Raw genomic sequence first — 26,071 nt, 5'->3', positions numbered from 1 at the left:
TGATAAGCCACGTGCGCATCGCGCGTGCGGGTGTCTGACGAAACGAAACTAAGCGCTGCCCGCGCGGTCCCTTTCCGGTCTCTTCATCGGTTCTTCAACGCCGGCAGCGTCCGCAATCAGGTTTGACGCTGCATGCTCCGGGTGGCTAGCATTCGGGGTTTGGCTCTTTCGCAGCAATGTCGCTTCTCATCGATTCCCTCCTGCGCCGCGCCGCGATCCTGCTGTCGGGCCTGCTGCTCGCCGGCTGCGCGGCCACCGGTGTGGTCAGCGAGAATACCAGCGACGCGCCCGTTGCCCGGTCATCCGTCAGCACGCCGGAACGCAGCCGTGCGACGAAAAAACCGGGTGACACCAGCCGCACACCGGGCATCAAACCGGGCAAGGCCGAACCGATCCCCTTCCCCGAACCGACCGAAATCGTCCGGGCACCGGAAGACGAAATCAAGCCGGTTGACCTCACCCTGCCGCCGGACGATCTGTGGGAACGCATCCGCAAGGGCTTCGGCATGGCCGACCTCGACCACCCGCTGGTCGCCGAGCACCAGGCCTGGTATCTGAACCGCCCCGACTACTTCCGGCGCATGTCCGAGCGGGGCCGGCGCTACATGTTCCATATCGTCGAAGAGATCGAAAAGCGCGGCCTGCCGACCGAACTGGCACTGCTGCCGATGGTGGAGAGCGCGTACAACCCGGAGGCGCTGTCGGTGGCCAAGGCGTCCGGTCTGTGGCAGTTCATCCCGTCCACCGGCAAGATGTACGGGCTCGAACAAAACGCACAGCGCGACGACCGGCGCGACATCGTCGCGTCGACCCAGGCGGCGCTCGAATACCTGCAGAAGATTTACGAAATGCACGGCGACTGGCATCTGGCGCTGGCGTCTTACAACTGGGGCGAAGGCGCGGTCGGGCGCGCGGTGTTGCGCAACCAGGCGGCCGGCCTGCCGACCGACTACGCCTCGCTGAACATGCCTGCCGAAACACGCCACTACGTCCCCAAGCTGCAGGCGCTGAAGAACATCGTCGCGCAGCCCGAACTGTTCGGCATCGAACTCGAATCGGTCGAAAACAAGCCCTACTTCGCCCAGGTGGCCGAAGCACCGTCGATGGATCTGGCCACTGCCGCCCGGCTGGCCGACGTGCCGGTCGCCGAAATCAAGGCGCTCAACCCGCAGCACAAGCGGCCGGTCATCCGCACCGGCAAGGGCGGCGCGCAGCTGGTGCTGCCGGCGCACGCGGTCGATACCTTCATGGCCAATCTGGACAACCGCAATCCCGACGCCGCACCAACCGCCGGCGCGCCCTGGCGCACCTACACGCTGGGGCCGAAGGAAACGCTGGCCACGGTGATCCGCCGCTTCGGCGTCAGCGAATGGCGGCTGCGCCGTTTCAACGGCCTGTCGCCGACCGTGCGCATCGGCCCGGGCAGCACGCTGCTGGTGCCGGACGAGAACAGCAGCCTGTCGCTGGACGGCGGCAACGCCGAAGAAGCGCCGCGCCTCGGTGTCGACAAGCCGAAATACAAGCGCGTCAAGCGCAACGGTCGCTGGGTGAACGTGCCGGTCACGCCGGCCTCCGGCAGCAAGGCCGTGAAGCAGGGCGTGCAGAAGAAAAAGGTCAGTGCGCCACCGGCACGGAAGACGACCGTGATCCCGGCGCGGAAATAGGCGAGACGCCAGCAGTCTGATGCCGTGATCGCGGACGGGTCCGCTCCTGCAGGAGATCGATGTCCTTCGCAGGAGCGGACCCTGTCCGCGATGCGCGCGTTGATCAGGTTCAGTCCGCGAACCAGCACGCCACGGCCTGACGTCCGTCACGACCTTCGAGCACCGGCGCATCGGTGCCACAGCGCGCCTGCGCGCGCGGGCAGCGCGGGTGGAAATGGCAGCCGGTGGGCGGATCGGCCGGCGACGGCAAGTCGCCGGCAAGCTTCTGCGGCAGGGTGGCGGCGTCGAGGTCGGCGCGCGGCACCGCCGACAGCAGCGCCTTCGTGTAGGGATGACGCGGCGCGCCGAGCACCTGGTCAACGCTGCCGATCTCGACGATGCGCCCGAGGTACATCACCGCCACATCGTGCGCGAGGTGTTCGACCACCGCGATGTTGTGCGTGATGAACAGGTAGGCCAGCCCCATGTCGCGCTGCAGCCGGCCCAGCAGGTTCAGTATCTGCGCCTGCACCGACACGTCGAGCGCGGAAGTGGGTTCGTCGCACACGATCAGCGCGGGCTGCACTGCGAGCGAGCGCGCGATGGCGATGCGCTGGCGCTGGCCGCCGGAAAACTCGTGCGGGTAGCGATCGGCCATGTCGGCGCGCAGGCCGACCTGTTCGAGCAGGCGCGCCACCGCCACGCCGTCACCGCCCTGTTGCAGCGCGCCCATGCCCTCGCCGATGATTTCGCCGACCCGCATGCGCGGGTTCAGTGAGCCGTACGGGTCCTGGAACACCATCTGCATGCGCGCGCGCAGGCTGCGCAGCGCGCTTCTCGACAGGCTGCCGACGTCCTGGCCATCGAGGCTCACGGTGCCGCCGGTCGGTTCGATCAGGCGCAGGATGGCCTTGCCCACCGTGGTCTTGCCGCAACCGGATTCGCCGACCAGCGCCAGCGTACGACCCGGGCGGATGTCGAGCGACACGCCATCGACCGCCCGCACATGACCGACCACACGCTGCAGCACGCCGCGGCGGATCGGGAAGTACACTTTCAGATCGCGCACCGACAGCAATGGCGCCTGCCCTGCCTCGACGCCGCCATCGGCCACGACTGACGTCGCCGCAGCCGCAAGCGGCGCAGCACGTCCTGCCTCCGCCGGGTCGTACAGGTGGCAGCGCACACGCTGCGCCTCGCCCGCCTCATGCCAGGCCGGCGCTTCGTCATGGCAGCGCGACCAGGCTTGCGGACAGCGGTCGGCGAAGCGGCAGCCGGCGAACACCGTTGTCAGCGGCGGTACCGAACCGGGAATGGTCGCCAGTTCGCCGCGGCCGTGTCGCGCGGCATCCGGCAGCGCGTCGAACAGCAACTTCGAGTACGGATGCGCCGGCCGCGTGAAGAAGGCGGCGCGCGGCGCCTGTTCGATCAGCTGGCCGGCGTACATGACGCCGATCTGGTGCGCCATGCGCGCCACCACGCCGAGGTCGTGCGTGATCAGCAGCACCGCCATGCCGCGCTCGCGCTGCAGCCGCGCCAGCAGGTCGAGCACCTGCGCCTGTATGGTCACGTCGAGCGCGGTCGTCGGCTCGTCGGCAATCAACAGGCGCGGCTCGCCGGCCAGCGCCATGGCGATCATCACGCGCTGCTTCATGCCGCCGGAAAACTGGAACGGGTATTCGTCGAGCCGGCGCGCCGCGTCCGGAATGCCGACCGCGTCCAGCAGTTCGAGCGCCCGGGCGCGCGCCGCCGCGCCGCGCAGACCGCGATGGGTGGCCAATACCTCGCCGATCTGCTGCAGCACGGTGAGCACCGGGTTCAGGCTGGTCGCCGGCTCCTGGAAAATCATCGCCATGTCGCTGCCGCGGCTTTCGCGCATCTGCGCTTCGGTCAGCGTGGTGAGCTCGCGCCCGGCCAGTTTCACCGAGCCGCCGGCGATATAGCCGACGTCGGGCAGCAGGCGCATCAGCGCACCGGCCGTCATCGACTTGCCGCAGCCGGATTCGCCGAGCAGCGCCATGGTTTCGCCGGCGCGCACCTCGAAGTCGAGGCCGTCGACCGCGCGCGCAACGCCGGCCGGCGTATCGAGCTCGGCGATCAGGCCGCGCACCTCGAGCAGCGGCTCGAGCGCGTGTCTCACGTCGGGTCCGCTCATGCTGTCACGTTCTTCACGATGCGCCGCGCGCGCCACTGGAAGCGCGGATCGAAGGCGTCGCGCACCGCGTCGGCGAACAGGTTGGCCGCCAGCACCAGCGCCAGCATCAGCACGAAGGCCGCCGCCAGCGACCACCACACGACTGGCTCGCGCGACAATTCGAGGCGTGCGGCATTGATCATGGTGCCGAAGCTGTTCATCGAACTGTCAACGCCGATGCCGATATAGGACAGCACGGCTTCGGACAGCACCAGGCCGGAGAAATCCATCACCAGCGCGATCAGCACGATGTGCATCAGGTTCGGCAGGATGTGGCGCGCCATGATGCGCGCGTCGCCGACGCCGAAGGCGCGTGCCGCCTGCACGTAATCGAGTTCGCGCAGCTTCAGCGTCTCGGCCCGCAGCAAGCGGCACAGGCCGGTCCATGAAGTGAGGCCGAGGATGAAGCACAGCGCCAGCAGCCGGGCATCGGCGCGTTCGGCGGCGGTTTCGAACCATTCGGGGTGGGTATCGATGACGACCTGCATCATCAGCACCATGGCGGCGATCAGCAGCACGCCGGGAATGGAATTCAGCACGGTGTAGAGGTACTGGATCGCGTCGTCCCACCAGCCGCCGCGGAACCCGGCGATCAGGCCGAGTGCGACCGCAAGCGGCAGCGTCACCAGCGTGGTGAGCGTGCCGATCAGCAGCGCAGTGCGCACCGACTTGAGCGACAGATAGAGCACGTCCTGCCCCACCTTGTCGGTGCCGAACACGTGATAGCCAGCCGACCACGCCGCGGTGATGCCGCCGATCACGCTCAGCACGGCCAGCGTCGCGAACACCGCGCGCCAGGCGATGGGCCGGGTTGCCGCGGTGCCCGGCCGCCACACGGTGCGACAGGTGGCGCCGTAGGGGGCGCCGCGCGCGAGCGCCATCCAGCCGACTGCCACGCCGACCACCGCCGCCCACAGCAGCAGTCCGTAGAAAGCGCCGCTTGCGGCGCGACGCGCGAGATCACTGTCGCGCCCTGCCACGTCGTCCAGATGCGCACCGCCCCACTTCAGCCGCGGGTAGTCGCGCGTCTGCAGGCCGTCGCGCTCCATCGTTTCCTTCGCGAAGGCGTGCGTGGCGAGCGGCGCGGAGTAGGTCTTTTCCTTGTTCAGCCGCAGGTCGGCCACCAGCGCGTCGAGCACCGACAGCACCTCGGGCGCGTACTGCACTTCGCTGCTGCCTTCCTGCGCCGGCAGCCGTGGCTGGTAGTGCAGAGAATCGAGCAGGCCGACACTGACGAAGGCCGCCAGTATCGTCGCCGACGCCATCGCCACGCCCGACTCGCCCACCCGCCGCCAGGCGCGGCGCAGGTAATCCTGCCGACGACAGTAGACGGCGAGCGCGATGCAGCCGGCGACCATCGCCCACAGCAGGATGTCGGACCACAGAAGGAGCGGTTTGAAATCCATGTCAGCCGTGCCTCGCAGCGGGCAGCGATCGCAGTGAACAGTAGGACATCAGTTCAGCCTCACCCGCGGATCGACCAGCGTGTAGGAAATGTCGGTCAGCAGCAGACCGACGATGTAGAGCACCGAGCCGATGAACACCATGGAGCGCACCACGGCGAAATCCTGCGAGCCGATGGCGTCGATGGTGTAGCTGCCCAGCCCCGGGATGCCGAAGAAGCTCTCGAGCAGCAGCGAACCCATGAACAGCAGCGGAATGACCACCACCACGCCGGTCAGGATGGGAATCATCGCGTTCTTCAGCACGTGCCGGAACAGCACGCGCAGTTCCGACAGGCCCTTGGCGCGCGCCGTGCGCACGTAGTCCTTGTTGATCTCTTCGAGGAACAGCGTGCGGTACCAGCGCGCCGACGCGCCGATGCCGCCGACCACGCTGATCAGCACCGGCAGTATCAGGAACTTGCCGGCGTCCAGCCCGGGTGCGTAGCCGGAGATGGGCACCAGATTCCACACCTTGCTGACCAGATACTGGCCGCCGATGATGTAGAACAGCCCGGAAATGGACATCGCCGCCACGCACAGCACGACGCCGCCGACATCCAGCGCAGTGTTGCGGAAGAACACCAGCAGCAGCGCGAAACTGACGGTGACGAACAGCCCGAGAATGAAGGTCGGAATCGCGATGGCGAGGCTGGGACCCATGCGGCTCCTGATTTCGAGCGCGATGTCGCGCCCGTCGTCTGCGCGGCCGAAATCGAGCGCGAACATGCGCACCGACTTGTCGAACAGGATGGTGTCGGTCGCCTTGGCCACGCCCGGCGCGGCGGCATTCCACACCATCGGCTTGTCATAGCCGCGTTCGGCCTTCCACTTCTCGATCGCCTCCGGCGTGACCCGTTTCGCGCCCAGTTGCATGCGCGCGATGTCATCCGGCGAATTGACGACGAAGAACAGCAGGAAGGTGATCAGGTTCACCCCGATCAGAATGGGGATGGCATAGAGCAGGCGGCGGATGATGTAGGCAATCATCGGGCAAGCCTCCCGCAGGCGATCCCGGCGGACAATCCCGTGACACCAGCCCGGGCCAGCGACGTCCTCATGCCGCCGCCCCCACTGCGCGCGCCTGTTCCGAGCGCTTCCAGTGGCGCCAGGCGGGCCACACCAGTGCGAGCAGCAACAGGGCGCCGGCGACCAGCGGCCAGCGCACCGGGCGGTTCCACTCGGCGCGCTTCGCTTCGCGCAGCGCCGGGTCGATGCGGGTGTATTTCATCGTGTTGTTGGCCACGGTCGACGGTTTGCGGTTGAACACCCAGCTGTGTTCCAGGCCATAGCTCTTCGGGTGGAAGCCCCACACCCAGGGTGCGTCGTGCTGCAGGATGGCCAGCATGCGGTCGAGGATGGCCTGCCGCTCCGGGCTGTTGTCCATCGCCTTCATCTTCTCGAACAGGCGGTCGAATTCCGCGTTTTCGTAGTTCGCCGCGTTCTCGCCCTGCACCTTCACCTTCGACTGCGGGCCGTAGAGCAGGAACAGGAAATTTTCCGGGTCCGGGTAATCGGCGTTCCAGCCCCAGAAAAAGAGTTGGGCGGCGCCCTTGCGCACCTTTTCCTGGAAGCGGTTGTAATCGGTGCTGCGCACCACCAGTTGCACGCCGAGCTGATCGAACTGTTTGGTCAGCCAGTCGATGCGCGCCTTGCTGCCCAGACCGGTGCCGGTCGTGTCGAGGTTGACCACCAGTGCCTCGCCGGTCTTCGCGTCACGCCCGTTCGGCCAGCCCGCTTCGGCCAGCAGCCGCTTCGCGTCGTCGATCGGCCGGCGCCGTGGCTCGTTGCCCACCCACGTGTACATCTGCGGATTCATGCCTTCGCGGCCATCGCGAAAGCCGAAAATGCCGGGCGGCAGCGGCGACTGGGCCGGCAGGCCGCGGCCGTTCTGGAAGATGGAAATGAATTCCTCCTGGTCGAGCGCGATGCCGATGGCCTGACGCAGTTTGCGGCCGCGCTCCGCCATGCCGCCGACCACCGGGTCGAGCATGTTGAAGCCCATGTACATCGTGGACGTGGATACCGAAGTCTGCAGCCGGATGCCCTGTGCCCGCATGCTGTCGCTCAGACTGACCTCGCCGGTGTGGCCGAACTGCACCGCCTGGTCGAAGGAGTCGGAGCTGATGCCCGATGCGTCGTAGTAGCCCTGCAGGAACTTGTTCCAGTAGGGAATCTGTTCCTTCTCGCGCGTGAACACGATCTGTTCCACGAGCGGCAGGCGCTTGCCGCAGTCGGCCAGCAGGCCGGCTTCGCGGTCGCCCGCCTCACCCTCGCACGGATAGGTTTCTTCGCGGAAGTTCGGGTTGCGCGTCAGTACCATGCGCGCGTTCGGATTGTTCTCGCTCAGCATGTAGGGGCCGGTCCCGATCGGGTACCAATCGAGCGTGAGGTTGCGTTCGGCCATGCCGGGCTGGGCGTGGAACAGGTCGGCCTCCCACGGCACCGGCGCGAAGAAGGGCATGGCGAGCCAGTACAGGAACTGCGGGTACTTGCCCTTGAGACGGATGCGATAGGTGTGGCGGTCGATCACCTCGACGCCCGCCAGCGCGTGCTGGCGCAGGTCCAGCCAGGCGCCGGGCGGCAATGTCTTCGCGGCGTCCTTCAGCGCGTCGCCGTATTCCTTCAGGCCGACGATGTAGTCGCTCATCAGGCCGAAGATCGGCGAATGCAGGCCCGGGTGCGCCAACCGCTTGATCTGGTAGACGTAGTCGGCGGCTTCGAGCTCGCGCGAGCCGGTCTGTTCGAAGTCGTACAGCGTCAGGCGCGCGCCCGGTCCACCCGAGTGGTAGAGGTAATGGCCGGCTTCGTCGCGCGCCAGTGCCGGATGCGGCTGATAGCGGATGCCCGGCTTGATGCGGATGTCGTACACCGACTCGGCGATGTCGGCCGCCGGCGCGTCGGCCGGCAATTCGCGCCCGTCGCGGTCGTAGAAGCGCGGCTGAGGCATCGCTTCGGCGGTGGCCGTGGTCAGTTCGAACGGTCGTTTGAGGTAGTGGTACTGCAGCGGCGCCTCGTAGATCTGCGCCGTGAAGGTGATTTCGTTTTCGCTGTAGGACTGCACCGGATCGAGATGCTTGGGCCGGTCGGTGAACGCCGTGTAGAGAATGTTGCGGCCGGTTTCCGCCGCCGGATACGGGTTGTTCCAGACCTCGCCGCAGCCGCTGAGCAACGCGAAGGCGAAGGACGCGGCCAGCAGTCGGCACAGGGAACGGTGCAGCGGTCGCAGTCGGATCATGGGCGGATTGTAGGCGGCGAGGTCCGGTCTGTGAGCGGGCGGGCGGAAAAAGGTTTCCGGCGGTGCCCGGCTGACAGGCCCGTCGGTTCACTCGGCGAACCGACGGTGCGACGATCGGTCTAGGATGGACATGATGTATCACCTCTCCGCTCACCGATGAACCGGGACGCCCCCCTTGCCCGCTCCCTGAAAGCCCTGCTGCCCGCGTTCGCCGTTGTGCTTGCGCTCACCGGCTGCAGCTTTGTGCAGATGGGCTACAACCAGATCGACCGCCTGATCGCCTGGCGGCTCGACGACTACCTGCCGATGTATTCGGCGCAGCGTGCGGTGGTCGAGCCGGCGGTCACGCGGCTGGTCGACTGGCACTGCGCGACCCAGCTTCCTGCATACTCGGCCTGGCTGCGCACGGTCGATGCCGACATGCGCGCCGGCCTGAGCGTGGCGCGTGCGAATGTGCACATCGACCAGGCCCTGGGGTTCGGCCACGACATCGCCCGCCGCGCGGCGCGTGAAGTCGGGCCGCTGATGGTGGGTGCCACGCCGGCGCAGATCGAGACATTCAACAAGCGGATGAAAAAGAGCAACCGTGACTATGTTGAAGATTGGGTCGAGCCACCGCGCGACGAACGGGTGCGCGAGCGCGCCAGGCGCATGAAGAAGCGCAGCGAAGCCTGGCTGGGCAAACTCACGCCGACGCAGCTGATGCTGATCGACGACTGGGCACGCGACGTGCGCAGCAATGGCGAGGACGGCATGGAAAGCCGCCGTCGCTGGCAGACTGCACTGGCCGATGTGCTGGCGCGCCGCAACGCCGAACGTGACGCCGTGATCAGCGACCTCGAAACCCTGTTCGTGTCGCCCGGCAACCTCTTCACGCCGGGCTACTCCGCCGCCTTCGACGCCAACCGCGCCCGCGCGGCCGAGGCACTGTCGGCGCTGTCGGCGTCGCTCACGCCGGCGCAGCGCAAGCACCTGCAGAACGAAGCCGCCTCGCTCATCGCCGATATCGAACAGATCGCCTGCCGCCGCAGCGAATCCAGCCTACAGGCCCACTCATGACGACTTCACTTTCCGCCGACGCCATCCCGCTGTTTCCGCTCGGCGTCGTACTGTTTCCGGACGGCATGCTGCCGCTGCGCATCTTCGAGGTGCGCTATCTGACGATGATCAAGCAGTGCCACAAGACCGGAAAGCCGTTCGGCGTGGTGGCGTTGACCCAGGGCCAGGACGTGCAGCGCCCCGGCCCGACGCCGGGCGAGCGCTTTCACGCCATCGGCACGCTGGCCGAAATCATCGATTACCAGACACCGCAGCCCGGGCTGATCGAAATCGTCACCCGCGGCACCTCGCGCTTCAAGGTGACGGCCAGCGAACAGACGCCGCACGGCCTGTGGATGGCCGACGTCGACATGCTGCCGGCCGACCCGCATGTCAAGGTGCCGTCGGATCTGGCCTATGTCGCGGCCAATCTGGTGCGCATGCTCGAGGTATTCGAATCGGCAGAGGTTTCGCCCATCCTCGAACCAAGCCGCTTCGACGCCGCCGGCTGGGTGGCCAACCGCTGGTGCGAACTGCTGCCGGTGCCGGCCGAGGATCGGCAGCGCATGATGGAAATGACCGACCCGCTGCTCCGCCTCGAGCTGATCAGCGACCTGCTGGACATGACCGAATTCGGTCGCTGACCCCTGCGGCCCGGTTGATCGGGTCAGGCAGTCGTTGCGCGTGCGTCCGCGACTTCCGGCCGGATGGATCGCAAACGGATACACGTTGGCGAGCGTCGCCACCGTAGTGCAGTGCTACGCTCGACCCACTTCCGCATGACGCACTGCCGCACGTGACACCCACCCCCCTGCCCCTGCTCGACCAGCTGATCCGGCGCCGCCGGCGCATTCCGGTCACGCTGACGCTGGTCGCACTCAATGTCGGCGTGTTCGCGCTGATGCTGCTGTACGGCGCCGGTCTGTGGCATTCATCGAGCGATGTGCAGTTCGCCTGGGGCGCCAATTTCGGCCCGGCGACCAAGGACGGTGAATGGTGGCGGCTGGGCAGCGCGCTGTTCCTGCACTTCGGGCTGTTCCACCTCGGCATGAACATGCTGTCGCTGTGGGACGGCGGCCGGCTGGTCGAACGCATGTTCGGTCCGGCGCGCTTCATCACGATCTATCTGGTGAGCGGTCTGGCCGGCAATCTGTTGTCACTGATTTCGCAGGGCGACCGGGCCGTGTCGGGCGGCGCATCGGGCGCCATCTTCGGTGTGTATGGCGCCTTGCTGAGCTTTCTGTGGCAGCAGCGCGACACGCTGGACCCGCGCGAATTCACCCGTCTGTTCTGGGGCGCCAGCGTTTTCGCGGCCATCACCATCTTTCTCGGCTTCCAGATCCCGGGCATCGACAACGGAGCGCACATCGGCGGCTTCATCGCCGGCCTGCTGGCCGGTGCCGCGCTGGCGCAACCGCTGGGCGACAGCGCAAAACCTCTGCTCGGCCGCTACCGCACGCAAACCGCCTCGGCCGGGCAATGGCTGGCCGGCTTCACGCTGGTGACCGCGCTGGTGCTGATGGTGATCGGCATTCCGTCGCCGCGCTATCGCTGGAGCGAAGAGGTGATGGCGCGCGGTGAAATCCGTGAGTTCATCGGCGAAGACAAGCGCATCGCTGACCGCTGGACGCAGCTGATCGGCGATGCGCAATCGTCCGGCGCGTCGTTCGACGAACTGGCCGGGCGCATCGAATCCGAGGTGGCCGACGCCTACCAGCAGCGTTTCGACGAACTGACCGACCTGCGCCTCAGCCCGGAAGCACCGTCGGCGCCGACACTGGAAAGCCTGCGCCGCTATGCCGAACGGCGGCTCGACGCCTCACGTGCGCTGGTCGACGGCCTGCGTGCGCACGACCTCGAACGCGTGCGCGACGCGCTGGAGCAGGCCAGCCAGCCGCCCCCGCAGGTCACGCGGCGAAGCGACAAGCCGAACTGATCCGACCACGATGCGCCGCCGCTGGATCGCCCACCTCGACATGGACGCCTTCTTCGCGTCGGTCGAACTGCTGCGCTACCCGGAACTGCGCGGCCTGCCCATGGTGGTCGGCGGCGGCGCACGGCATCAGCCCGAACTGCAGGCCGACGGCACGCGCCGTTTCGCCCGCCTGCGCGACTACGCCGGCCGCGGCGTCGCCACGACCGCCACCTACGAGGCGCGCGCCTTCGGCGTACATTCGGGCATCGGCCTGATGAAAGCCGCCGCGCTGGCGCCGGACACGGTGCTGCTGCCGGTCGATTTCGACGCCTATCGACACAACTCGCGGCTGTTCAAGGCAGCCGTCGCCGAGCACGCGCCACTGATCGAAGACCGCGGCATCGACGAAATCTACATGGACCTGACCGACCTGCCGGGCGCGCAGGACGCCGTGGGCGACGACCCGCACGGCGGCGTGCGCGCCATTGCGCTGCGCATACAGCATGCGGTGCTGGCGGCGACCGGGCTCAGCTGTTCGATCGGCATCACGCCGAACAAGCTGCTGTCCAAGCTGGCGTCCGATCTGCACAAGCCGCGCGGCATCACGCTGCTGACTGCAGTCGACATACCGTCCGTCATCTGGCCGCTGCCGGCCAGACGGATCAACGGCATCGGCCCGAAGGCCAGTGCGAAGCTCGACGCGCTGGGCATCCGCCACATCGGCGAACTGGCGGCGGCAGAACCGCACTGGCTGATCGAACAGTTCGGCCAGAGCTATGGCCGCTGGCTGACCGACGCCGCGCACGGCCGCGACGACCGGCCGCTGGTGACCGAGCGCGAAGCGAAATCGCTCAGCCGCGAAACCACCTTCGAGCGCGACCTGCATGCGCGCCACGACCGAGCCGAACTGGGCGCGATCTTCACCTGGCTGTGCGAGCGCCTGGCGGATGACCTGCAGCGCAAGGGCTATGTCGCGAAATCCATCGGAGCGAAGATGCGGCTCGATGATTTCAGCATCCTGACACGAGAAATCACGCTGCCTGCATACCTGTGCGATGCGCCGGGCATCCGCCATCATGCCGCCCTGTGCGTCAAGCGCATGCCGCTCGACCGGCGCTTCCGCCTGCTCGGTGTGCGCGCCGGCCACCTGATGCGTGCCGACGCACTGCCCGCGCCCGGCACTGCGCCGGAAAAGGAAGAAGGGCAGCTCGTACTGCCCTTCTGAACTTGCGACGCGTGAAGTCGAGCCGGCGCAATTGAAAGCGGCGATGAATGCTTGAGCGGCCCCTGGGGGAGCGGCGTACCCGCCGCGATCAGTGCCGAGTTGGTCGCAGAGCACAGTGACTATCGCGGCGAGGACGCCGCACACAAAGAACGCCGCCCCACAGAAACCTCGCTGCTCGCCGCCCGCATGGTCGGCTGACCATTCAAGGCATGAAGTTTGATTGACCGCTCGTCCGCCGGCAACTTGCGTTGATTGTTGAATCCCTTCCAAAGAAAATCGCGATCGTCATTCGCGGGTCGTCGACGAGAATCGACCGGCTGCGCAACATTGTCGAGCCCGAATGCGCTGCAGGTTGCGGGCGACAACCGACTTATGCATGCCATGCAAGAACTTTCTGGCGCAGTTCCTGATCTGTGCTGATTGATCCCGATCGACGATCGCCCGAGCCGTCGATCCGGGTTGTGTGCAACATCTCTACCGGAGCGAACGTACCGGGTCACTACCAAAGGAGAGCACGATGAATACAAGAGACGAGTCCACCGGCAAGTGCCCTGTCATGCACGGGGGCGCCACGACAAACGACATTTCGGTGACTGCGTGGTGGCCCAAGGCCTTGAACCTCGACATCCTGCACCAGCACGACCGCAAGACGAATCCGATGGGCGAATGCTTCAACTATCGCGAAGAGGTGAAGACGCTCGATTTCGAAGCGCTCAAGAAGGACGTGACAGCACTGATGACCGACAGCCAGGACTGGTGGCCCGCTGACTGGGGTCACTACGGTGGCCTGATGATCCGCCTGGCCTGGCACGCGGCCGGCACCTATCGCACGGCCGACGGCCGCGGCGGCGGCGGCACCGGCAACCAGCGCTTCGCCCCGCTCAACTCCTGGCCCGACAACGGCAACCTCGACAAGGCACGCCGCCTGCTCTGGCCGATCAAGAAGAAGTACGGCAGCAAGCTGTCATGGGCTGACCTGATGCTGTACGCCGGCACCGTGGCGTACGAATCCATGGGCCTGAAAACTTTCGGTTTCGGCTTCGGCCGTGCCGACATCTGGCACCCGGAAAAGGACATCTACTGGGGCTCGGAAAAGGAATGGCTGGCCCCCAGCGACAACCCGAACAGCCGCTATTCCGGTCAGCGCGAACTGGACAATCCGCTGGCCGCCGTCACGATGGGTCTGATCTACGTGAATCCGGAGGGCGTCGACGGCCAGCCCGACCCGATCAAGACGGCGCACGACGTGCGCATCACCTTCGCCCGCATGGCGATGGATGACGAGGAAACCTGCGCACTGACCGCCGGCGGCCACACCGTCGGCAAGGCGCATGGCAATGGCGATGCGTCCGTGCTCGGCCCGAGCCCTGAAGGCGCGCCGATCGAGGAACAGGGCTTCGGCTGGATGAACCACACGTCGCGCGGCGTCGGCAGCAACGCCGTCACCAGCGGACTGGAAGGCGCATGGACCACCCACCCGACGAAGTGGGACAACGGCTATTTCAAGCTGCTGCTCGGCTACGACTGGGAACTCAGGAGGAGCCCGGCCGGCGCCTGGCAGTGGGAACCGGTCAACATCCGCGAAGAAGACAAGCCGGTTGATTCGGAAAACCCCGCCATCCGCCGCAACCCCATCATGACCGACGCCGACATGGCGATGAAGATGGACCCGGCGTACCGGAAGATTGCCGAGCGCTTCCATGCCGATCCGGCCTACTTCTCGGAAGTGTTCGCGCGCGCCTGGTTCAAGCTCACCCACCGCGACATGGGTGCGAAGGCCCGCTACATCGGGCCCGACGTGCCGCAGGAAGACCTGATATGGCAAGACCCGGTGCCCGTCGGCCGCATCGGCTATGACATTACTGCCGTCAAGGCCCGGATCGCTGCCAGCGGCCTGTCTGTCGGTGACATGGTGGCGACGGCGTGGGACAGCGCGCGCACCTTTCGCGGCTCGGACCTGCGCGGTGGCGCCAACGGCGCGCGCATCCGGCTCGCACCGCAGAAGGACTGGGAAGGCAATGAACCGGCCCGCCTCGCTCGCGTGCTCGGCGTGCTCGAACCCATCGCGTCTGACGCCAGCGCCAGTCTGGCTGACGTGATCGTGCTGGCCGGCAATGTCGGCCTCGAACAGGCCATCAAGGCGGCCGGCTTCGGCATCCCGGTTCCGTTCGCGCCGGGTCGCGGCGACGCGACCCGGGCGCAGACAGACGTCGAATCCTTCGATGTGCTCGAACCGGTGGCGGACGGCTTCCGCAACTGGCAAAAGCGCGACTACGTGGTCACTGCCGAGGAACTGCTGCTCGACCGCGCCCAGCTCATGGGGCTCACGGCACCGGAAATGACCGTGCTGATCGGCGGCATGCGGGTGCTCGGCACCAACCACGGCGGCACCCTGCACGGCGTGTTCACCGACCGCGTCGGCGCGCTGACGAACGACTTCTTCGTCAATCTCACCGATATGGCCTACATGTGGAAGCCGGCCGGCAGCAACCTGTACGAAATCCGCGACCGCAAGTCCGGCGAGGTGAAATGGACCGCCACCCGGGTCGACCTGGTGTTCGGCTCCAACTCCATCCTGCGCGCCTGCGCCGAGGTGTATGCGCAGGACGACTGCAAGGGGAAGTTCGTGCACGACTTCGTCGCCGCCTGGACCAAGGTGATGAACGCCGACCGCTTCGATCTGGCCTGACACCCGCCGTCCTGCCTGCGCGCAACGTCACCGGTTCGCGCAGGCCTGGTCCGCTCCGATCACGGACCAGGCCCTGCGGGAACGGCTTTCCATGTGGGCGCCGAGGGTTCTCGCCAGGCGTTTCCGGTGGCCAGCCGCCGGTTCAAGTGGCCAGCAGGTGCGCCTTGAACGCGCGCGCCAGCGGCGACAGCTTCTTGCCGCCCGGATGCACGATGTGCCAGTTCGACAGCACCGGAAATCCCTCGACGTCGATCACGCTCACGCCGTGCTCGCCGTCCAGGCCGTGCAGCGCATGGCGCGACAGCACCGCGATGCCGAGACCGCCGGCGACGGCTTCCTTGATCGCTTCGTTGCTGCCCAGTTCGAGCCGGATGTCGGGCCGGAAACGGTGGCTGCGGAAATGCTGATCGGCCGCCATGCGCGTGCCGGAGCCGCGTTCCCGCAGGATGAAGCGGTGGCTGCGCAGTGCGTCCAGGGGCACCGATGACTGGCTGGCGAGCGCATCGTCGGCGGGTGCGACGACGACGATGGGATTGGTCATGAAGATGTCGTCGCTCAGGTCCATGTCGGCCGGTGGCATTGACATGATGTACAGATCGTCCATGTTTTCGCGCAGGCGCTGCACCACGCCGTCGCGGTTGAGCACTTCGAGCGACACGTCGATCGCCGGATGCCGGGCGCAGAAGCTGCCGAGCAGGCGCGGCATGAAGTACTGCGCGGTGCTGACGACCGCGACCCTGAGCTTGCCACGGGTGAGGCCGCGCGCGCCGTCGGCCTCCTGTTCGAAGGCGTCCCAGGACTGCGCGATGGCCCGCGCCGTCTTGGCCAGTTCATGACCGATGTCGGTCAGATACACCTTCTTCGCCACCACTTCGTACAGCGGCAGCCCCACGGATTCGCTCATGTCCTTCAACTGCATGGACGCAGTGGGCTGGGTCACGTGGAGTGCGCGCGCCGCACCACTCACGCTGCCGGTTTCGGCCAGCGAGAGAAAGAGCCGCAACTGCCTGAAGGTGATGTTCATAGGGTTTTCTCTATGTTGCAAGACACAAAAATCGATTTTACTCGATGACTTGCACACCCTAGCATCCGGGTCGAAAGGAGATTGCCCCCATGCATACACTGCTCGACCCCGCCATCCTGTTCTTCGTGTTCGGCATTCTGGCCGGCGCGCTGCGCTCCAACCTCGACATCCCGGAGCCGATCAAGAAATTCCTGTCTCTTTACCTGCTGATGGCACTCGGCCTGAAGGGCGGCTACGCCCTGGCGCAGTCCGGCATGAATCCGGGCGTGGCGGCCGGCCTCGCGGCTGCAGTCTTCATGGCCTTTCTGGTGCCGGGGATCGGCTACCTGCTGCTGCGCCGGGTGGGGTCGCGCTTCGACGCGGCGGCGGTGGCGGCATCGTACGGCTCGGTCAGCGCGGTCACCTTCGTTACCGCCACGCAGTATCTGGACAACGCCGGCACCGCCTTCGGCGGCCACATGACTGCCGCCATGGTGCTGATGGAATCGCCCGCCATCATCATGGCCGTGGTGCTGGCAAACGCGGCGCGGCAGGCCGCCACCGCCCCCGCCGTCGTCGCTTCGGGCGGTGGGGTGCTCATGATGACTGCCGGCCCGCGTGCATCGGGCACCCCGATCGGCCGCATCCTGCACGAATCCTTCACCGATGGCGCCCAGCTCCTGCTGATCGGCGCGATGACCATCGGCTACTTCAGCGGCGAAGCCGGCAAGGCGATGATGCAGCCTTTCACCGGCGACCTGTTCAAGGGCATGCTGGCCTTTTTCCTGCTCGACATGGGCCTGATGGTGGCGCGCAATTTCGACCTGGCGCGCAAGGCCTCGCGCTGGCTGCTGGTCTATGCCACCGTGGCTCCGGTCGTGCATGCATCCATTGCCCTGGCGCTCGCTGCCGCGCTGGGCATGGGCCCAGGCGACGCCACCCTGCTGATGGTGCTGTCGGCCAGTGCGTCCTACATCGTGGTGCCGGCCGTGCTGCGCACCGCGATACCGGAAGCCAACCCTGCGCTGTACTTCGGTCTCAGCCTGGGCGTGACCTTCCCGCTCAACCTGATGGTCGGCATACCGGCGTATGCGGCGGTCGCGGCACGGGTGCTGGGCTAGCGCGCGCGCCGACGCCCCGGCACCGGCGCCGGCTTGTCCGGAAGGCCGAGCGCGGCGCGCGACAGGCGGTCGGCGTCGCGGTTGCGGTGGCGCGGCACCCATTCCAGGCTGACCGATTCGAAGCCGGTGAGCAGGGCTTCGGTGCGCACGACCAGTTCGAGCAGCGGTGCGATGGCTGTGCGCTGCTCGCCGCGCAGGTGGCGGACGACGAAGTCACTGTCGCCGCGTATACATATATGGCGGGCGCCGAGGCCGACAGCGTGTTCGAGTGCGGCGCACAACGCGACCAGTTCGGCTTCGTTGCTGCAGCCGGTACGTCCGGCCGGGCTGGACAACTCGATGCGCGCGCCCTGGGGCGACACCAGCAGCGCGCCCAGACCGATGCGGCCCGGGTTGGGTAGCGCGCAGCCATCGAACCAGATCTGCCAGGTCGAGGGGGGCAAAGGATCGGGCAAGGGCTCGGGCGAAAGTTCGAGCGAAAGAGGAGCGGAAGTCGGCACTGGCAGATGGTGCCATGCGGTGCATGCGTGCGGGCGAAACGCAGCGCGCGCCATCCCCTATAATCCGCCCTCCCCCAACCGGCCCGAAACCGGACCTCTGGAGACGCACATGGGCTTTCTCGCCGGCAAGAAAATTCTGATCACCGGACTTTTGTCCAACCGCTCGATCGCCTACGGCATCGCCCAGGCCTGTTACCGCGAAGGCGCCGAGCTGGCATTCACCTACCAGAACGAGCGCTTCACCGATCGCGTCACCAAGATGGCGGCGGATTTCGGGTCTTCACTTTTGTTTGCCTGCGACGTGGCGGACGACGCGCAGATCGCCGCGCTGTTCGAACAACTGGGTTCGACGTGGGACGGTCTGGACGGCCTGGTGCATTCGATCGCCTTCGCCCCCGGCGAGGCGCTCGATGGCGACTTTCTCGATGGCCTCTCGCGCGAAGCTTTCCGCACCGCACATGAAGTCAGCGCCTACAGTTTTCCAGCGCTGTGCAAGGCGGCGCGCCCGATGATGCAGGGGCGCAATGGCTCCGTGCTCACGCTGTCCTACCTCGGCGCCGTGCGTGCGCTACCCAATTACAACGTGATGGGTCTGGCCAAGGCCAGCCTGGAAGCATCCGTGCGCTACCTTGCCGCCAGCCTCGGCCCGCAGGGCATCCGCGCCAACGCCGTATCGGCGGGCCCGATCAAGACGCTGGCCGCCTCGGGCATCGGCAACTTCGGCAAGCTGCTGGCCTACAACGAAAGGAACTCGCCGCTGCGCCGCAACGTGACCATCCAGGAAGTGGGCAATGTCGCCGCCTTCCTGCTGTCCGATCTCGCCAGCGGCGTGACCGGAGAAATCACCTATGTAGACGGCGGTTTCAGCCAGACCGCGCTGAGCGCGGTCGACTGAGTCGGCGCCCCCGCGCCAGTTCGCCGAACCTCCGCCCTTGCGTGATCGACGCACGTATCGCGGGCGGGGTCCGCTCCGAAGAGCAACATCGTCGCGGTATCCGCAGGAGCCGTCCCACGGGCGGCGAGCTGTGCTCGCCCCCCCCCCGCTCCGCCCCCACTGGCGATTCCGGTCTCCGAAATGCAGCATCGCGTGATCGACGTGCCAATCGCGGACGGGGTCCGCTCCGAAGGGCAACAGCGTCGCGGTGTTCGTAGGAGCCTGCCCTGCAGGCGATTCCGGTCTCCGAAATACGGCATCGCGTGATCAGCGTGCGGATCGCGGACAGGGTCCGCTCCTACGAAGGGCAAGCCGTCGCGATGTTCGCAGGAGCCTGCCCTGCAGGCGATTCCGGTCTCCGAAATACGGCATCGCGTGATCAGCGTGCGGATCGCGGACAGGGTCCGCTCCTAAGGGCAGCACGGTCGCTGGTTTTCGTAGGAGCCTGCCCCGCAGGCGATCCGGTCTCCGAAATACGGCATCGCGTGATCAGCGTGCGGATCGCGGACAGGGTCCGCTCCTACGAAGGGCAAGCCGTCGCGGTGTTCGCAGGAGCCTGCCCTGCAGGCGATTCCGGTCTCCGAACACGCGACAGCGCTCGATCAGCGTGCGGATCGCGGACAGGGTCCGCTCCTACGAAGGGCAAGCCGTCGCGGTGTTCGCAGGAGCCTGCCCTGCAGGCGATTCCGGTCTCCGAAATGCGGCATCGCGTGATCAGCGTCCGTATCGCGGACAGGGTCCGCTCCTGCCGTTCGCGGTTGATTGTCGGACCCGACCCCGTCCGCAATCACCCTCACAACCGAGGCGCCGTCACATCCAGCCTGTATCCTGCTTGCATCCGGGGCACTCGCCCCCAACTACCGTCATGTTCAAACGGTTCCGGAGGCAGGCTATGCGCAAGTTGTGGATGTCACTGTTGGCTCTTCTCACCGTCACGCTGCTGTCGGGCTGCGGCTACAACACGCTGCAGTCGGGCGACGAGCAGGTGAAGGCGGCGTGGTCGGAGGTGCTGAACCAGTATCAGCGCCGCGCCGATCTCATTCCGAATCTGGTCAATACGGTCAAGGGTTTCGCCGAACAGGAGAAAGACATCCTGATCCGCGTCACCGAAGCGCGCGCAAAGGTGGGCGCCATCCAGGCCACGCCGGAGCTGATCAACGATCCGCAGGCATTCGCGAAATTCCAGGCCGCACAGGGCGAAATGGGCAGCGCGCTGTCGCGCCTGCTGGTGGTCGCTGAAAACTACCCGCAGCTCAAGTCGGATGCCAACTTCCGCGACCTGCAGGCGCAGCTCGAAGGCACGGAAAACCGCATCACGGTGGCCCGCAACCGCTACATCAAATCGGTGCAGGACTACAACGTCACGGTGCGTTCCTTCCCGAGCAACCTGACGGCGATGGTATTCGGACATGACGTGAAGCCGAACTTCACGGTCGAGAACGAGGCCGAGATTGCGCGCCCGCCGACGGTGGATTTCGGCACCCAGCCGGCGAAACCGGCCGGCGCCACGCAGTGAGCCGAAAGTGAACCTGATGCCGGGCCTGCGCGCCGCGTTCGGCGCGCTGTTGCTTGTCTCCTCGCTGGCCTTCGCACAGCTGGCGGTGCCGCCGCTGGGCGCGCGCGTCACCGACCAGACCGGCACGCTCAGTCCGGCCACCACGGCTGCGCTCGAGCAGTCGCTGGCGGCCTTCGAGGCGCGCAAGGGTAGCCAGATCGCGGTGCTCGTCGTGCCGACGACCGCGCCGGAAACCGTCGAGCAGTACGCGCTGCGCGTCGCCGAAAGCTGGAAGCTCGGTCGCCAGGGCGTGGATGACGGCGCGTTGCTGCTGGTGGCCAAGGACGACCGCGCGCTGCGCATCGAGGTCGGTTACGGGCTGGAAGGCGCGCTGACCGACATCACGGCCAAGCGCATCATTGCCGAAATCATCACGCCGCGCTTTCGCGAAGGCGACTTCGACGGCGGCGTGCGCGCCGGCGTCGAACGCATGGTGTCGGTGATCGACGGCGAGCCGCTGCCGGCGGTGTCACCGAAAGCGGGCCAATCGGCCGGCGACATCGAAGGCTACATTCCGGTGCTGTTCGTCATTGCACTGGCGATGGGCGGCATCCTGCGCTCGGTGCTGGGCCGACTGCCCGGCGCGCTGGTGACCGGCGGCGCGGTGGGCTTCGTTGCCTGGCTGATGGTGGGTGGGCTGGGCATCGCCATTGCCGCCGCCATCATTGCGCTGCTGGTCACGCTGTTTGGTGGCGGCGGGCGCGGTATCGGCGGCATGGGCGGCGGGCGGGGTGGTGGCTTCGGAGGGGGCGGCGGCTTCGGCGGTGGTGGCGGGGGTTTCGGCGGCGGTGGCGCGTCGGGCCGATGGTGAGCAAACCCATGAGCGAGCGAACGAACGAGCAAGTGAGCGGAGTGAGGCCATGACCGTGCTGCGCATGCTCAAGCATGCCTTCCATCTGCCCTGGCAGATGCACCGGGCGTTTCCGGCTGCGACGCTGCGCGACATCGAACAGGCGATCACGGCCAGCGAAACGCGCCACGCGGGCGAATTGCGTTTCGTGGTCGAGGGTGCACAGCAGCCACTTGCGGTGTGGCGCGGCCAGACCGCACGCGAGCGTGCAATCGAGGTGTTTTCGCAACTGCGCATCTGGGACACCGCACAGAACAACGGTGTGCTGATCTATCTGCAGATGGCCGATCACGACATCGAAATCGTCGCCGATCGCGGCATCCGCGCCCGCGTCGGCGACGCCGAATGGGCGGCGCTGTGCGGGCAGCTCGAAACGCGCTTTGCGCGTGGCGAATTCCGCGACGGCGCACTGGAATGCGTCGAAGCGGTCACGCAGGCGCTGGCGCGCCACTTCCCGCCCGACGGCCACCCGCACAACGAGTTGCCGGACCGCGTGGTACTGCTGTAGCGGCGCTGCGCCCGGCGCAACCAACCCGTCGATCCGTTGCCCAAGCGCGGGCTGTCACAGCCGGCCGGGTAAAATCGCCCCTCGGGTCGGTGCGGTATGCACCCATGCAGCCCTCTCGGAGAAAGATTTGCTGAGCTATTTCGAACGACGGGTCGATCCGTACCCGGACGGCACGCCTCCTTCGCCACCCAAAGGCCTGTTCGCCTTCCTGTGGAGCGGCACCGAAGGCATGCGTGGCCTCATCCTGCTGATGACCGCGTGTACCGCGCTGATCGGCGTGTTTGAAGCCATGCTGTTCGCCATGCTGGGCAACATCGTCGACTGGCTGGGCAGGATCGAGCCGGCGCAGCTGTGGGTTGAGGAGCGCACCCACCTGCTGATGCTGGGCGGCATCCTGCTGGCCAGCCCGCTGTTGATTGCATTGCAGACGCTGATCAAGCACCAGTCGCTGGCCGGCAACTTCCCGATGCGTCTGCGCTGGAACTTCCACCGCCACATGCTCGACCAGAGCATGAACTTCTACCAGGACGAGTTCGCCGGCCGCATCGCTGCCAAGGTGATGCAGACCGCGCTCGCGGTGCGCGATACCTGGATGATCGTGGCCGACATCCTGGTGTTCGTGATCATTTACTTCGTCACCATGGTGGCGCTGGTCGGCAGTTTCGACCTGTGGCTGCTGTTGCCCTTCGCCGGCTGGCTGTCGCTGTACGTGGCAGCGATGGTCTATTTCGTGCCGCGCCTGGGCAAGGTGGCTCAGTCGCAGGCGGACGCCCGCTCGCTGATGACCGGGCGCATCACCGACGCCTATACCAATATCGCGACCGTGAAGCTCTTTTCGCACTCGGCGCGCGAGGCATTGTTCGCGCGCGACGCGATGCGTGAATTCATGGTGCCGGTGTACGCGCAGAGCCGGCTCGTCACCGCTTTCGAAATCATCAATCACATCCTGAGCATGGGGCTGATCGCCAGCACCGCCGGCACCACGCTGTGGCTGTGGATGCAGGGCCAGATCGGCGTCGGTGCGGTGGCGGCAGCCACTGCGATGGCGCTGCGCCTGAACGGCATTTCGCACTGGGTGATGTGGGAACTGGCGTCGCTGTTCGAGCAGATCGGTACCGTGCGCGACGGCATCAACACGCTGGCGCGGCCGCGCCTCGTCAATGACCGGCCCGACGCACAGCCGCTACATGTGACGCGCGGCGACATCCGCTTCGAGCATGTCAATTTCGACTACGGCAACGGTCATGGCACCGGCGAGCGGGTGATCGACGACCTGTCGCTGCACATCCGGCCGGGAGAAAAGATCGGTCTGGTCGGCCGCTCGGGTGCCGGCAAGTCCACCTTGATCAACCTGCTGCTGCGCTTTCATGACGTCGAGGGCGGCCGCATCCTGATTGACGGTCAGGACGTGTCGCTCGGCACCCAGGACAGCCTGCGCGCACAGATCGGCATGGTGACGCAGGACACCTCGCTGCTGCACCGCTCGGTGCGCGACAACATCCTGTACGGCCGGCCCGACGCCGACGATGCCGACATGATCGCCGCCGCCGAACGCGCGGAAGCCGACGAATTCATCGCCGATCTGGTCGATCCCAAGGGCCGGCGCGGCTACGACGCCCACGTCGGCGAACGCGGCGTGAAGTTGTCAGGCGGACAGCGCCAGCGCGTGGCGATCGCCCGCGTGATGCTGAAGGACGCCCCCATCCTGCTGCTCGACGAAGCGACCAGTGCGCTCGATTCGGAAGTGGAAGCCGCGATCCAGGCCAGCCTGTACCGGCTGATGACCGGCAAGACCGTGGTCGCCATCGCGCACCGGTTATCGACCATCGCCGCGATGGACCGGCTGATCGTGCTCGATCGCGGCCGCATCGTCGAAGAGGGCGACCACGCTGCGCTGCTGGCCCGGGGCGGGCTGTACGCGCGTCTGTGGGCGCACCAGAGCGGCGGCTTCCTCGGCGAGGACATCGAAGAGCCGGCCGAAGCAGCCACCGCCGCGGTCGCCTGACCGGGCGGCAACACCCCGCCGGTGCGGGTCGAGGCGTCAGCCGGCGGAGCGGCGGTCGGGAAAGTCGATGAGCACGCGGTTGCGACGACGATCGACCACCGGCTCGGCAGCGGCTTCATTCATCGGCTGCAAGCCGACCAGACTGGCCATGCCGGCGCGCGCAAGATCAAGTGCCGCCACGTAGTCACGCGCCAGGCGCAGGATGCGTGCGCTGTTCGGGGCGCTGAGCGGGCGGCGCACCACCGAGCGCGCGGGGGCCTCATCGGCATCGTCGACCGGTGTGCGCCGCTCGCGCATTTCGCCACGCGCGACGTCGGTCACCTCGCTCTGCATGCGGAACAGCCGCTCGCGCAGGGACACGAGCGAGGTCGTCAGGCGAACCACGGTGGCCATGGTCGGCGGTTCATTCGCGGCATCCGGACCGGCCGCGCGCGCTGCGCTCGGTGTGCTGCGCAAGCTCGTGGCACGCATTTCCCACACGCAGGCGTCCCACTCGCTGTCGACGTTGCCGCCGGCCGCCTGCCAGGCCGCGACGACATCGAGTTCACGTTCCCAGGGCATGCCGAATCCGGCCTTCTCCGCCTGCAGCACGTCGACGGGCGGGAGAAATTCCGCTGCGATGTCCTCCCTCGTTCCGGCTCCGGACCTGGCTTCGCTTTCAGCTTCCGGATACGGGTCAGAGTCGGGCGTTTTTCCTGCACGTTTCATGTCGGTCTCCTCCATCGATGGACGACACGCCATCCGGTGCGGCAGGAGGCCGCATCGACGACGCTGTTCTGATTCACCGTTTGCACGGCGCGGGCCGCGGACGGCGCCGGGTTCCATCTACTGCCGGCCGGTTGTTCGCTTGTTGTTGGATGGCTGAGCGGCAGGGCCTGCAATCGGCACACAATACGCACCGGCAGCAGGGCCGGCGCACATACCTTTTCAGCATAGAGGTTTTCGCGCAGGTGTCCCGCTGCACTGCAGCGACGTTTCACCGACCCCATCCATGGAAGCGCACCGCATGTCCGAGCCCGCCGACGATGCAGACCTGATCACCCGCTCGACGCTGGGCCACTACGATCGCCATGCCGATGACTACTGGCAAGGTACGCGCAACCACGACGTGAGCCAGAACATCGCCGCCCTGCTGTCCTTCATCGACGCCGAGCCACCATTCGAGCTGCTGGATTTCGGCTGCGGCCCCGGCCGTGACCTGAAGACACTGAAGGACATGGGCCATCGTCCGACCGGTCTTGAAGGCGCCGCACGCCCGGCTGCCATGGCGCGCGCGTTCAGCGGCTGCACGGTGCTGGAACAGAACTTCCTCGATCTCGACCTTCCCCCGGCGCGCTTCGACGGCGTCTTTGCCAATGCCTCGCTGTTCCATGTGCCGGCGCGTCTGCTGCCCGGGGTGCTGGGCAAGCTGTGTGCTGCACTCAAGCCCGGCGGCGTGCTGTTCAGTTCGAATCCGCGCGGCAACGGACAGGAAGGGTGGAATGGCGAACGCTACGGCAGCTACCATGACCTCGACAGCTGGCGCCGCTACCTGACCGGCGCCGGTTTCGTCGAACTGACCCACTACTACCGCCCGTCCGGCCTGCCGCGCGAACAGCAGAACTGGCTGGCCAGCGTGTGGCGCCGGCCAGCCGACTGAGCGGGCCGGCTGACTGCGCTGCGGGAAGTGTTGCCGGAACGGCATCGACTGGCGATCCGCTATCGCCGGACACGGGACAGCGGGTGATCGACATCCGGATCGCGGACAGGGTCCGCTCCTACGGAAAACGCCTCACATCCTTGGAGCCGTGCTGTCTTTCGCAGGAGCCATCACGGGCGGCGAGCCGTGCTCGCCGAAACCCCCGCTCCACCCCTGCAGACGATTCCGGTCTCCGAAATGCAGCGTCGCGTGATCGACGCGCCAATCGCGGACGGGGTCCGCTCCGACGAAGGGCAACACCGTCGCGCCTTTGTAGGAGCCTGCCCTGCAGGCGATCCCCGTCTCCGAAATGCGGCATCGCGTGATCGACGTGCAGATCGCGGACAGGGTCCGCTCCGAAGGGCAACAGCGTCGCGGTTTTTCGCAGGAGCCGTCCCACGGTCGGCCCTGCATGGCCGACCGGCTCCACGGGCAACGAGCCGTGCTCGCCGAAACCCCCGCTTCGCCCCCGAAGGCGATTCCCGTCTCCGAAATGCGGCATCGCGTGATCGACGTGCAGATCGCGGACAGGG

21 protein-coding genes are annotated in these 26,071 nt (G+C 66.8%); 14 read left to right on the top strand and 7 right to left on the bottom strand.

What is annotated here, in order from left to right; genetic code table 11:
• Positions 1–176 precede the first annotated feature (176 nt).
• On the top strand, positions 177–1,664 hold the full coding sequence (locus Q8Q80_RS00775) for a transglycosylase SLT domain-containing protein (RefSeq protein ID WP_305631097.1): 1,488 nt from the start codon (positions 177–179) through the stop codon (positions 1,662–1,664).
• A gap of 109 nt (positions 1,665–1,773) precedes the next feature.
• Here Q8Q80_RS00775 and Q8Q80_RS00770 read toward each other — a convergent pair whose 3' ends face one another.
• The 4 genes from Q8Q80_RS00770 to Q8Q80_RS00755 all read right to left on the bottom strand — a co-directional run bounded on the left by Q8Q80_RS00770 (position 1,774) and on the right by Q8Q80_RS00755 (position 8,517).
• Complete coding sequence (locus Q8Q80_RS00770) at positions 1,774–3,798, bottom strand: dipeptide ABC transporter ATP-binding protein (RefSeq protein ID WP_305631096.1); 2,025 nt, start codon at positions 3,796–3,798, stop codon at positions 1,774–1,776.
• A complete protein-coding gene (locus Q8Q80_RS00765) occupies positions 3,795–5,243 on the bottom strand; it encodes an ABC transporter permease (RefSeq protein ID WP_305631095.1) in 1,449 nt (482 codons plus the stop codon). Before Q8Q80_RS00765 ends, Q8Q80_RS00770 begins: the two co-directional genes overlap by 4 nt.
• A gap of 48 nt (positions 5,244–5,291) precedes the next feature.
• Positions 5,292–6,269 (bottom strand): ABC transporter permease, encoded by a 978-nt coding sequence (locus tag Q8Q80_RS00760; RefSeq protein ID WP_305631094.1) that lies wholly within the window; start codon positions 6,267–6,269, stop codon positions 5,292–5,294.
• A gap of 67 nt (positions 6,270–6,336) precedes the next feature.
• Positions 6,337–8,517 (bottom strand): ABC transporter substrate-binding protein, encoded by a 2,181-nt coding sequence (locus Q8Q80_RS00755; protein WP_305631093.1) that lies wholly within the window; start codon positions 8,515–8,517, stop codon positions 6,337–6,339.
• Positions 8,518–8,673: 156 nt separating this feature from the next.
• On the opposite strand from Q8Q80_RS00755, the gene Q8Q80_RS00750 reads away from it, so the two are divergent.
• The 5 genes from Q8Q80_RS00750 (at position 8,674) to katG (ending at position 15,384) form a co-directional block, all read left to right on the top strand.
• On the top strand, positions 8,674–9,576 hold the full coding sequence (locus Q8Q80_RS00750; protein ID WP_305631092.1) for a DUF6279 family lipoprotein: 903 nt from the start codon (positions 8,674–8,676) through the stop codon (positions 9,574–9,576).
• Complete coding sequence (locus Q8Q80_RS00745; protein WP_305631091.1) at positions 9,573–10,199, top strand: LON peptidase substrate-binding domain-containing protein; 627 nt, start codon at positions 9,573–9,575, stop codon at positions 10,197–10,199. Before Q8Q80_RS00750 ends, Q8Q80_RS00745 begins: the two co-directional genes overlap by 4 nt.
• Positions 10,200–10,351: 152 nt before the next feature.
• On the top strand, positions 10,352–11,491 hold the full coding sequence (locus Q8Q80_RS00740; RefSeq protein ID WP_305631090.1) for a rhomboid family intramembrane serine protease: 1,140 nt from the start codon (positions 10,352–10,354) through the stop codon (positions 11,489–11,491).
• Between the two features lie 10 nt (positions 11,492–11,501).
• Positions 11,502–12,695 (top strand): DNA polymerase IV, encoded by a 1,194-nt coding sequence (locus tag Q8Q80_RS00735; protein ID WP_305631089.1) that lies wholly within the window; start codon positions 11,502–11,504, stop codon positions 12,693–12,695.
• 517 nt (positions 12,696–13,212) lie between these two features.
• Positions 13,213–15,384, top strand: coding sequence for a catalase/peroxidase HPI (gene katG, locus Q8Q80_RS00730; protein ID WP_305631088.1), 2,172 nt, complete (start codon positions 13,213–13,215; stop codon positions 15,382–15,384).
• A gap of 142 nt (positions 15,385–15,526) precedes the next feature.
• Here the strand turns inward: katG and Q8Q80_RS00725 are convergent, their stop codons facing one another.
• On the bottom strand, positions 15,527–16,408 hold the full coding sequence (locus Q8Q80_RS00725) for a LysR family transcriptional regulator (protein WP_305631087.1): 882 nt from the start codon (positions 16,406–16,408) through the stop codon (positions 15,527–15,529).
• Between the two features lie 89 nt (positions 16,409–16,497).
• Between Q8Q80_RS00725 and Q8Q80_RS00720 the strand changes: the two genes are divergently transcribed.
• Complete coding sequence (locus tag Q8Q80_RS00720; protein WP_305631086.1) at positions 16,498–17,508, top strand: sodium-dependent bicarbonate transport family permease; 1,011 nt, start codon at positions 16,498–16,500, stop codon at positions 17,506–17,508.
• Here the strand turns inward: Q8Q80_RS00720 and Q8Q80_RS00715 are convergent.
• The gene (locus tag Q8Q80_RS00715) at positions 17,505–17,963 is read right to left on the bottom strand and encodes a ribonuclease HI family protein (protein ID WP_305631085.1); all 459 of its coding nucleotides are present in this window, start codon (positions 17,961–17,963) and stop codon (positions 17,505–17,507) included. The genes Q8Q80_RS00720 and Q8Q80_RS00715 overlap by 4 nt on opposite strands.
• 154 nt (positions 17,964–18,117) lie before the next feature.
• On the opposite strand from Q8Q80_RS00715, the gene fabI reads away from it, so the two are divergent.
• The 5 genes from fabI (at position 18,118) to Q8Q80_RS00690 (ending at position 23,860) form a co-directional block, all read left to right on the top strand.
• Entirely contained in the window at positions 18,118–18,903 is a 786-nt protein-coding gene (gene fabI, locus Q8Q80_RS00710; protein WP_305631084.1) for an enoyl-ACP reductase FabI, read from the top strand.
• A 931-nt stretch (positions 18,904–19,834) separates the two neighbouring features.
• Complete coding sequence (locus tag Q8Q80_RS00705; protein ID WP_305631083.1) at positions 19,835–20,458, top strand: LemA family protein; 624 nt, start codon at positions 19,835–19,837, stop codon at positions 20,456–20,458.
• A gap of 7 nt (positions 20,459–20,465) precedes the next feature.
• Positions 20,466–21,308: a YgcG family protein gene (locus Q8Q80_RS00700; protein WP_371132661.1), complete on the top strand. Its 843-nt coding sequence runs from the start codon at positions 20,466–20,468 to the stop codon at positions 21,306–21,308.
• A 49-nt stretch (positions 21,309–21,357) separates the two neighbouring features.
• Positions 21,358–21,855, top strand: a complete 498-nt coding sequence (locus Q8Q80_RS00695) for a TPM domain-containing protein (protein ID WP_305631082.1) — start codon at positions 21,358–21,360, stop codon at positions 21,853–21,855.
• 127 nt (positions 21,856–21,982) lie between these two features.
• Positions 21,983–23,860: an ABC transporter ATP-binding protein gene (locus tag Q8Q80_RS00690; protein ID WP_305631081.1), complete on the top strand. Its 1,878-nt coding sequence runs from the start codon at positions 21,983–21,985 to the stop codon at positions 23,858–23,860.
• 36 nt (positions 23,861–23,896) lie between these two features.
• On the opposite strand, the gene Q8Q80_RS00685 is transcribed toward Q8Q80_RS00690, so the two are convergent.
• Positions 23,897–24,568, bottom strand: coding sequence for a hypothetical protein (locus Q8Q80_RS00685; protein WP_305631080.1), 672 nt, complete (start codon positions 24,566–24,568; stop codon positions 23,897–23,899).
• 298 nt (positions 24,569–24,866) lie between these two features.
• On the opposite strand from Q8Q80_RS00685, the gene Q8Q80_RS00680 reads away from it, so the two are divergent.
• Together Q8Q80_RS00680 and Q8Q80_RS00675 are read left to right on the top strand one after the other, a co-directional pair.
• Positions 24,867–25,499, top strand: coding sequence for a bifunctional 2-polyprenyl-6-hydroxyphenol methylase/3-demethylubiquinol 3-O-methyltransferase UbiG (locus Q8Q80_RS00680; RefSeq protein ID WP_305631079.1), 633 nt, complete (start codon positions 24,867–24,869; stop codon positions 25,497–25,499).
• A 361-nt stretch (positions 25,500–25,860) separates the two neighbouring features.
• A partial coding sequence (locus Q8Q80_RS00675) for a hypothetical protein (protein ID WP_305631078.1) occupies positions 25,861–26,071 on the top strand: 211 nt, incomplete at its 3' end.

The organism is Methyloversatilis sp., assembly GCF_030698125.1.
In the GTDB taxonomy this organism is placed as follows: domain Bacteria; phylum Pseudomonadota; class Gammaproteobacteria; order Burkholderiales; family Rhodocyclaceae; genus Methyloversatilis.
This window is presented reverse-complemented; position numbering and strand designations above follow the sequence as displayed.

Coding starts and splice junctions, on each gene's coding strand:
- Q8Q80_RS00680 (WP_305631079.1), top strand. CDS start 24,867: ATGTCCGAGCCCGCCGACGATGCAGACCTGATCACCCGCTCGACGCTG.
- Q8Q80_RS00765 (WP_305631095.1), bottom strand. CDS start 5,243: ATGGATTTCAAACCGCTCCTTCTGTGGTCCGACATCCTGCTGTGGGCG.
- fabI (WP_305631084.1), top strand. CDS start 18,118: ATGGGCTTTCTCGCCGGCAAGAAAATTCTGATCACCGGACTTTTGTCC.
- Q8Q80_RS00685 (WP_305631080.1), bottom strand. CDS start 24,568: ATGAAACGTGCAGGAAAAACGCCCGACTCTGACCCGTATCCGGAAGCT.
- Q8Q80_RS00735 (WP_305631089.1), top strand. CDS start 11,502: ATGCGCCGCCGCTGGATCGCCCACCTCGACATGGACGCCTTCTTCGCG.
- Q8Q80_RS00775 (WP_305631097.1), top strand. CDS start 177: ATGTCGCTTCTCATCGATTCCCTCCTGCGCCGCGCCGCGATCCTGCTG.
- katG (WP_305631088.1), top strand. CDS start 13,213: ATGAATACAAGAGACGAGTCCACCGGCAAGTGCCCTGTCATGCACGGG.
- Q8Q80_RS00720 (WP_305631086.1), top strand. CDS start 16,498: ATGCATACACTGCTCGACCCCGCCATCCTGTTCTTCGTGTTCGGCATT.
- Q8Q80_RS00705 (WP_305631083.1), top strand. CDS start 19,835: ATGCGCAAGTTGTGGATGTCACTGTTGGCTCTTCTCACCGTCACGCTG.
- Q8Q80_RS00695 (WP_305631082.1), top strand. CDS start 21,358: ATGACCGTGCTGCGCATGCTCAAGCATGCCTTCCATCTGCCCTGGCAG.
- Q8Q80_RS00745 (WP_305631091.1), top strand. CDS start 9,573: ATGACGACTTCACTTTCCGCCGACGCCATCCCGCTGTTTCCGCTCGGC.
- Q8Q80_RS00760 (WP_305631094.1), bottom strand. CDS start 6,269: ATGATTGCCTACATCATCCGCCGCCTGCTCTATGCCATCCCCATTCTG.
- Q8Q80_RS00725 (WP_305631087.1), bottom strand. CDS start 16,408: ATGAACATCACCTTCAGGCAGTTGCGGCTCTTTCTCTCGCTGGCCGAA.
- Q8Q80_RS00755 (WP_305631093.1), bottom strand. CDS start 8,517: ATGATCCGACTGCGACCGCTGCACCGTTCCCTGTGCCGACTGCTGGCC.
- Q8Q80_RS00750 (WP_305631092.1), top strand. CDS start 8,674: ATGAACCGGGACGCCCCCCTTGCCCGCTCCCTGAAAGCCCTGCTGCCC.
- Q8Q80_RS00770 (WP_305631096.1), bottom strand. CDS start 3,798: ATGAGCGGACCCGACGTGAGACACGCGCTCGAGCCGCTGCTCGAGGTG.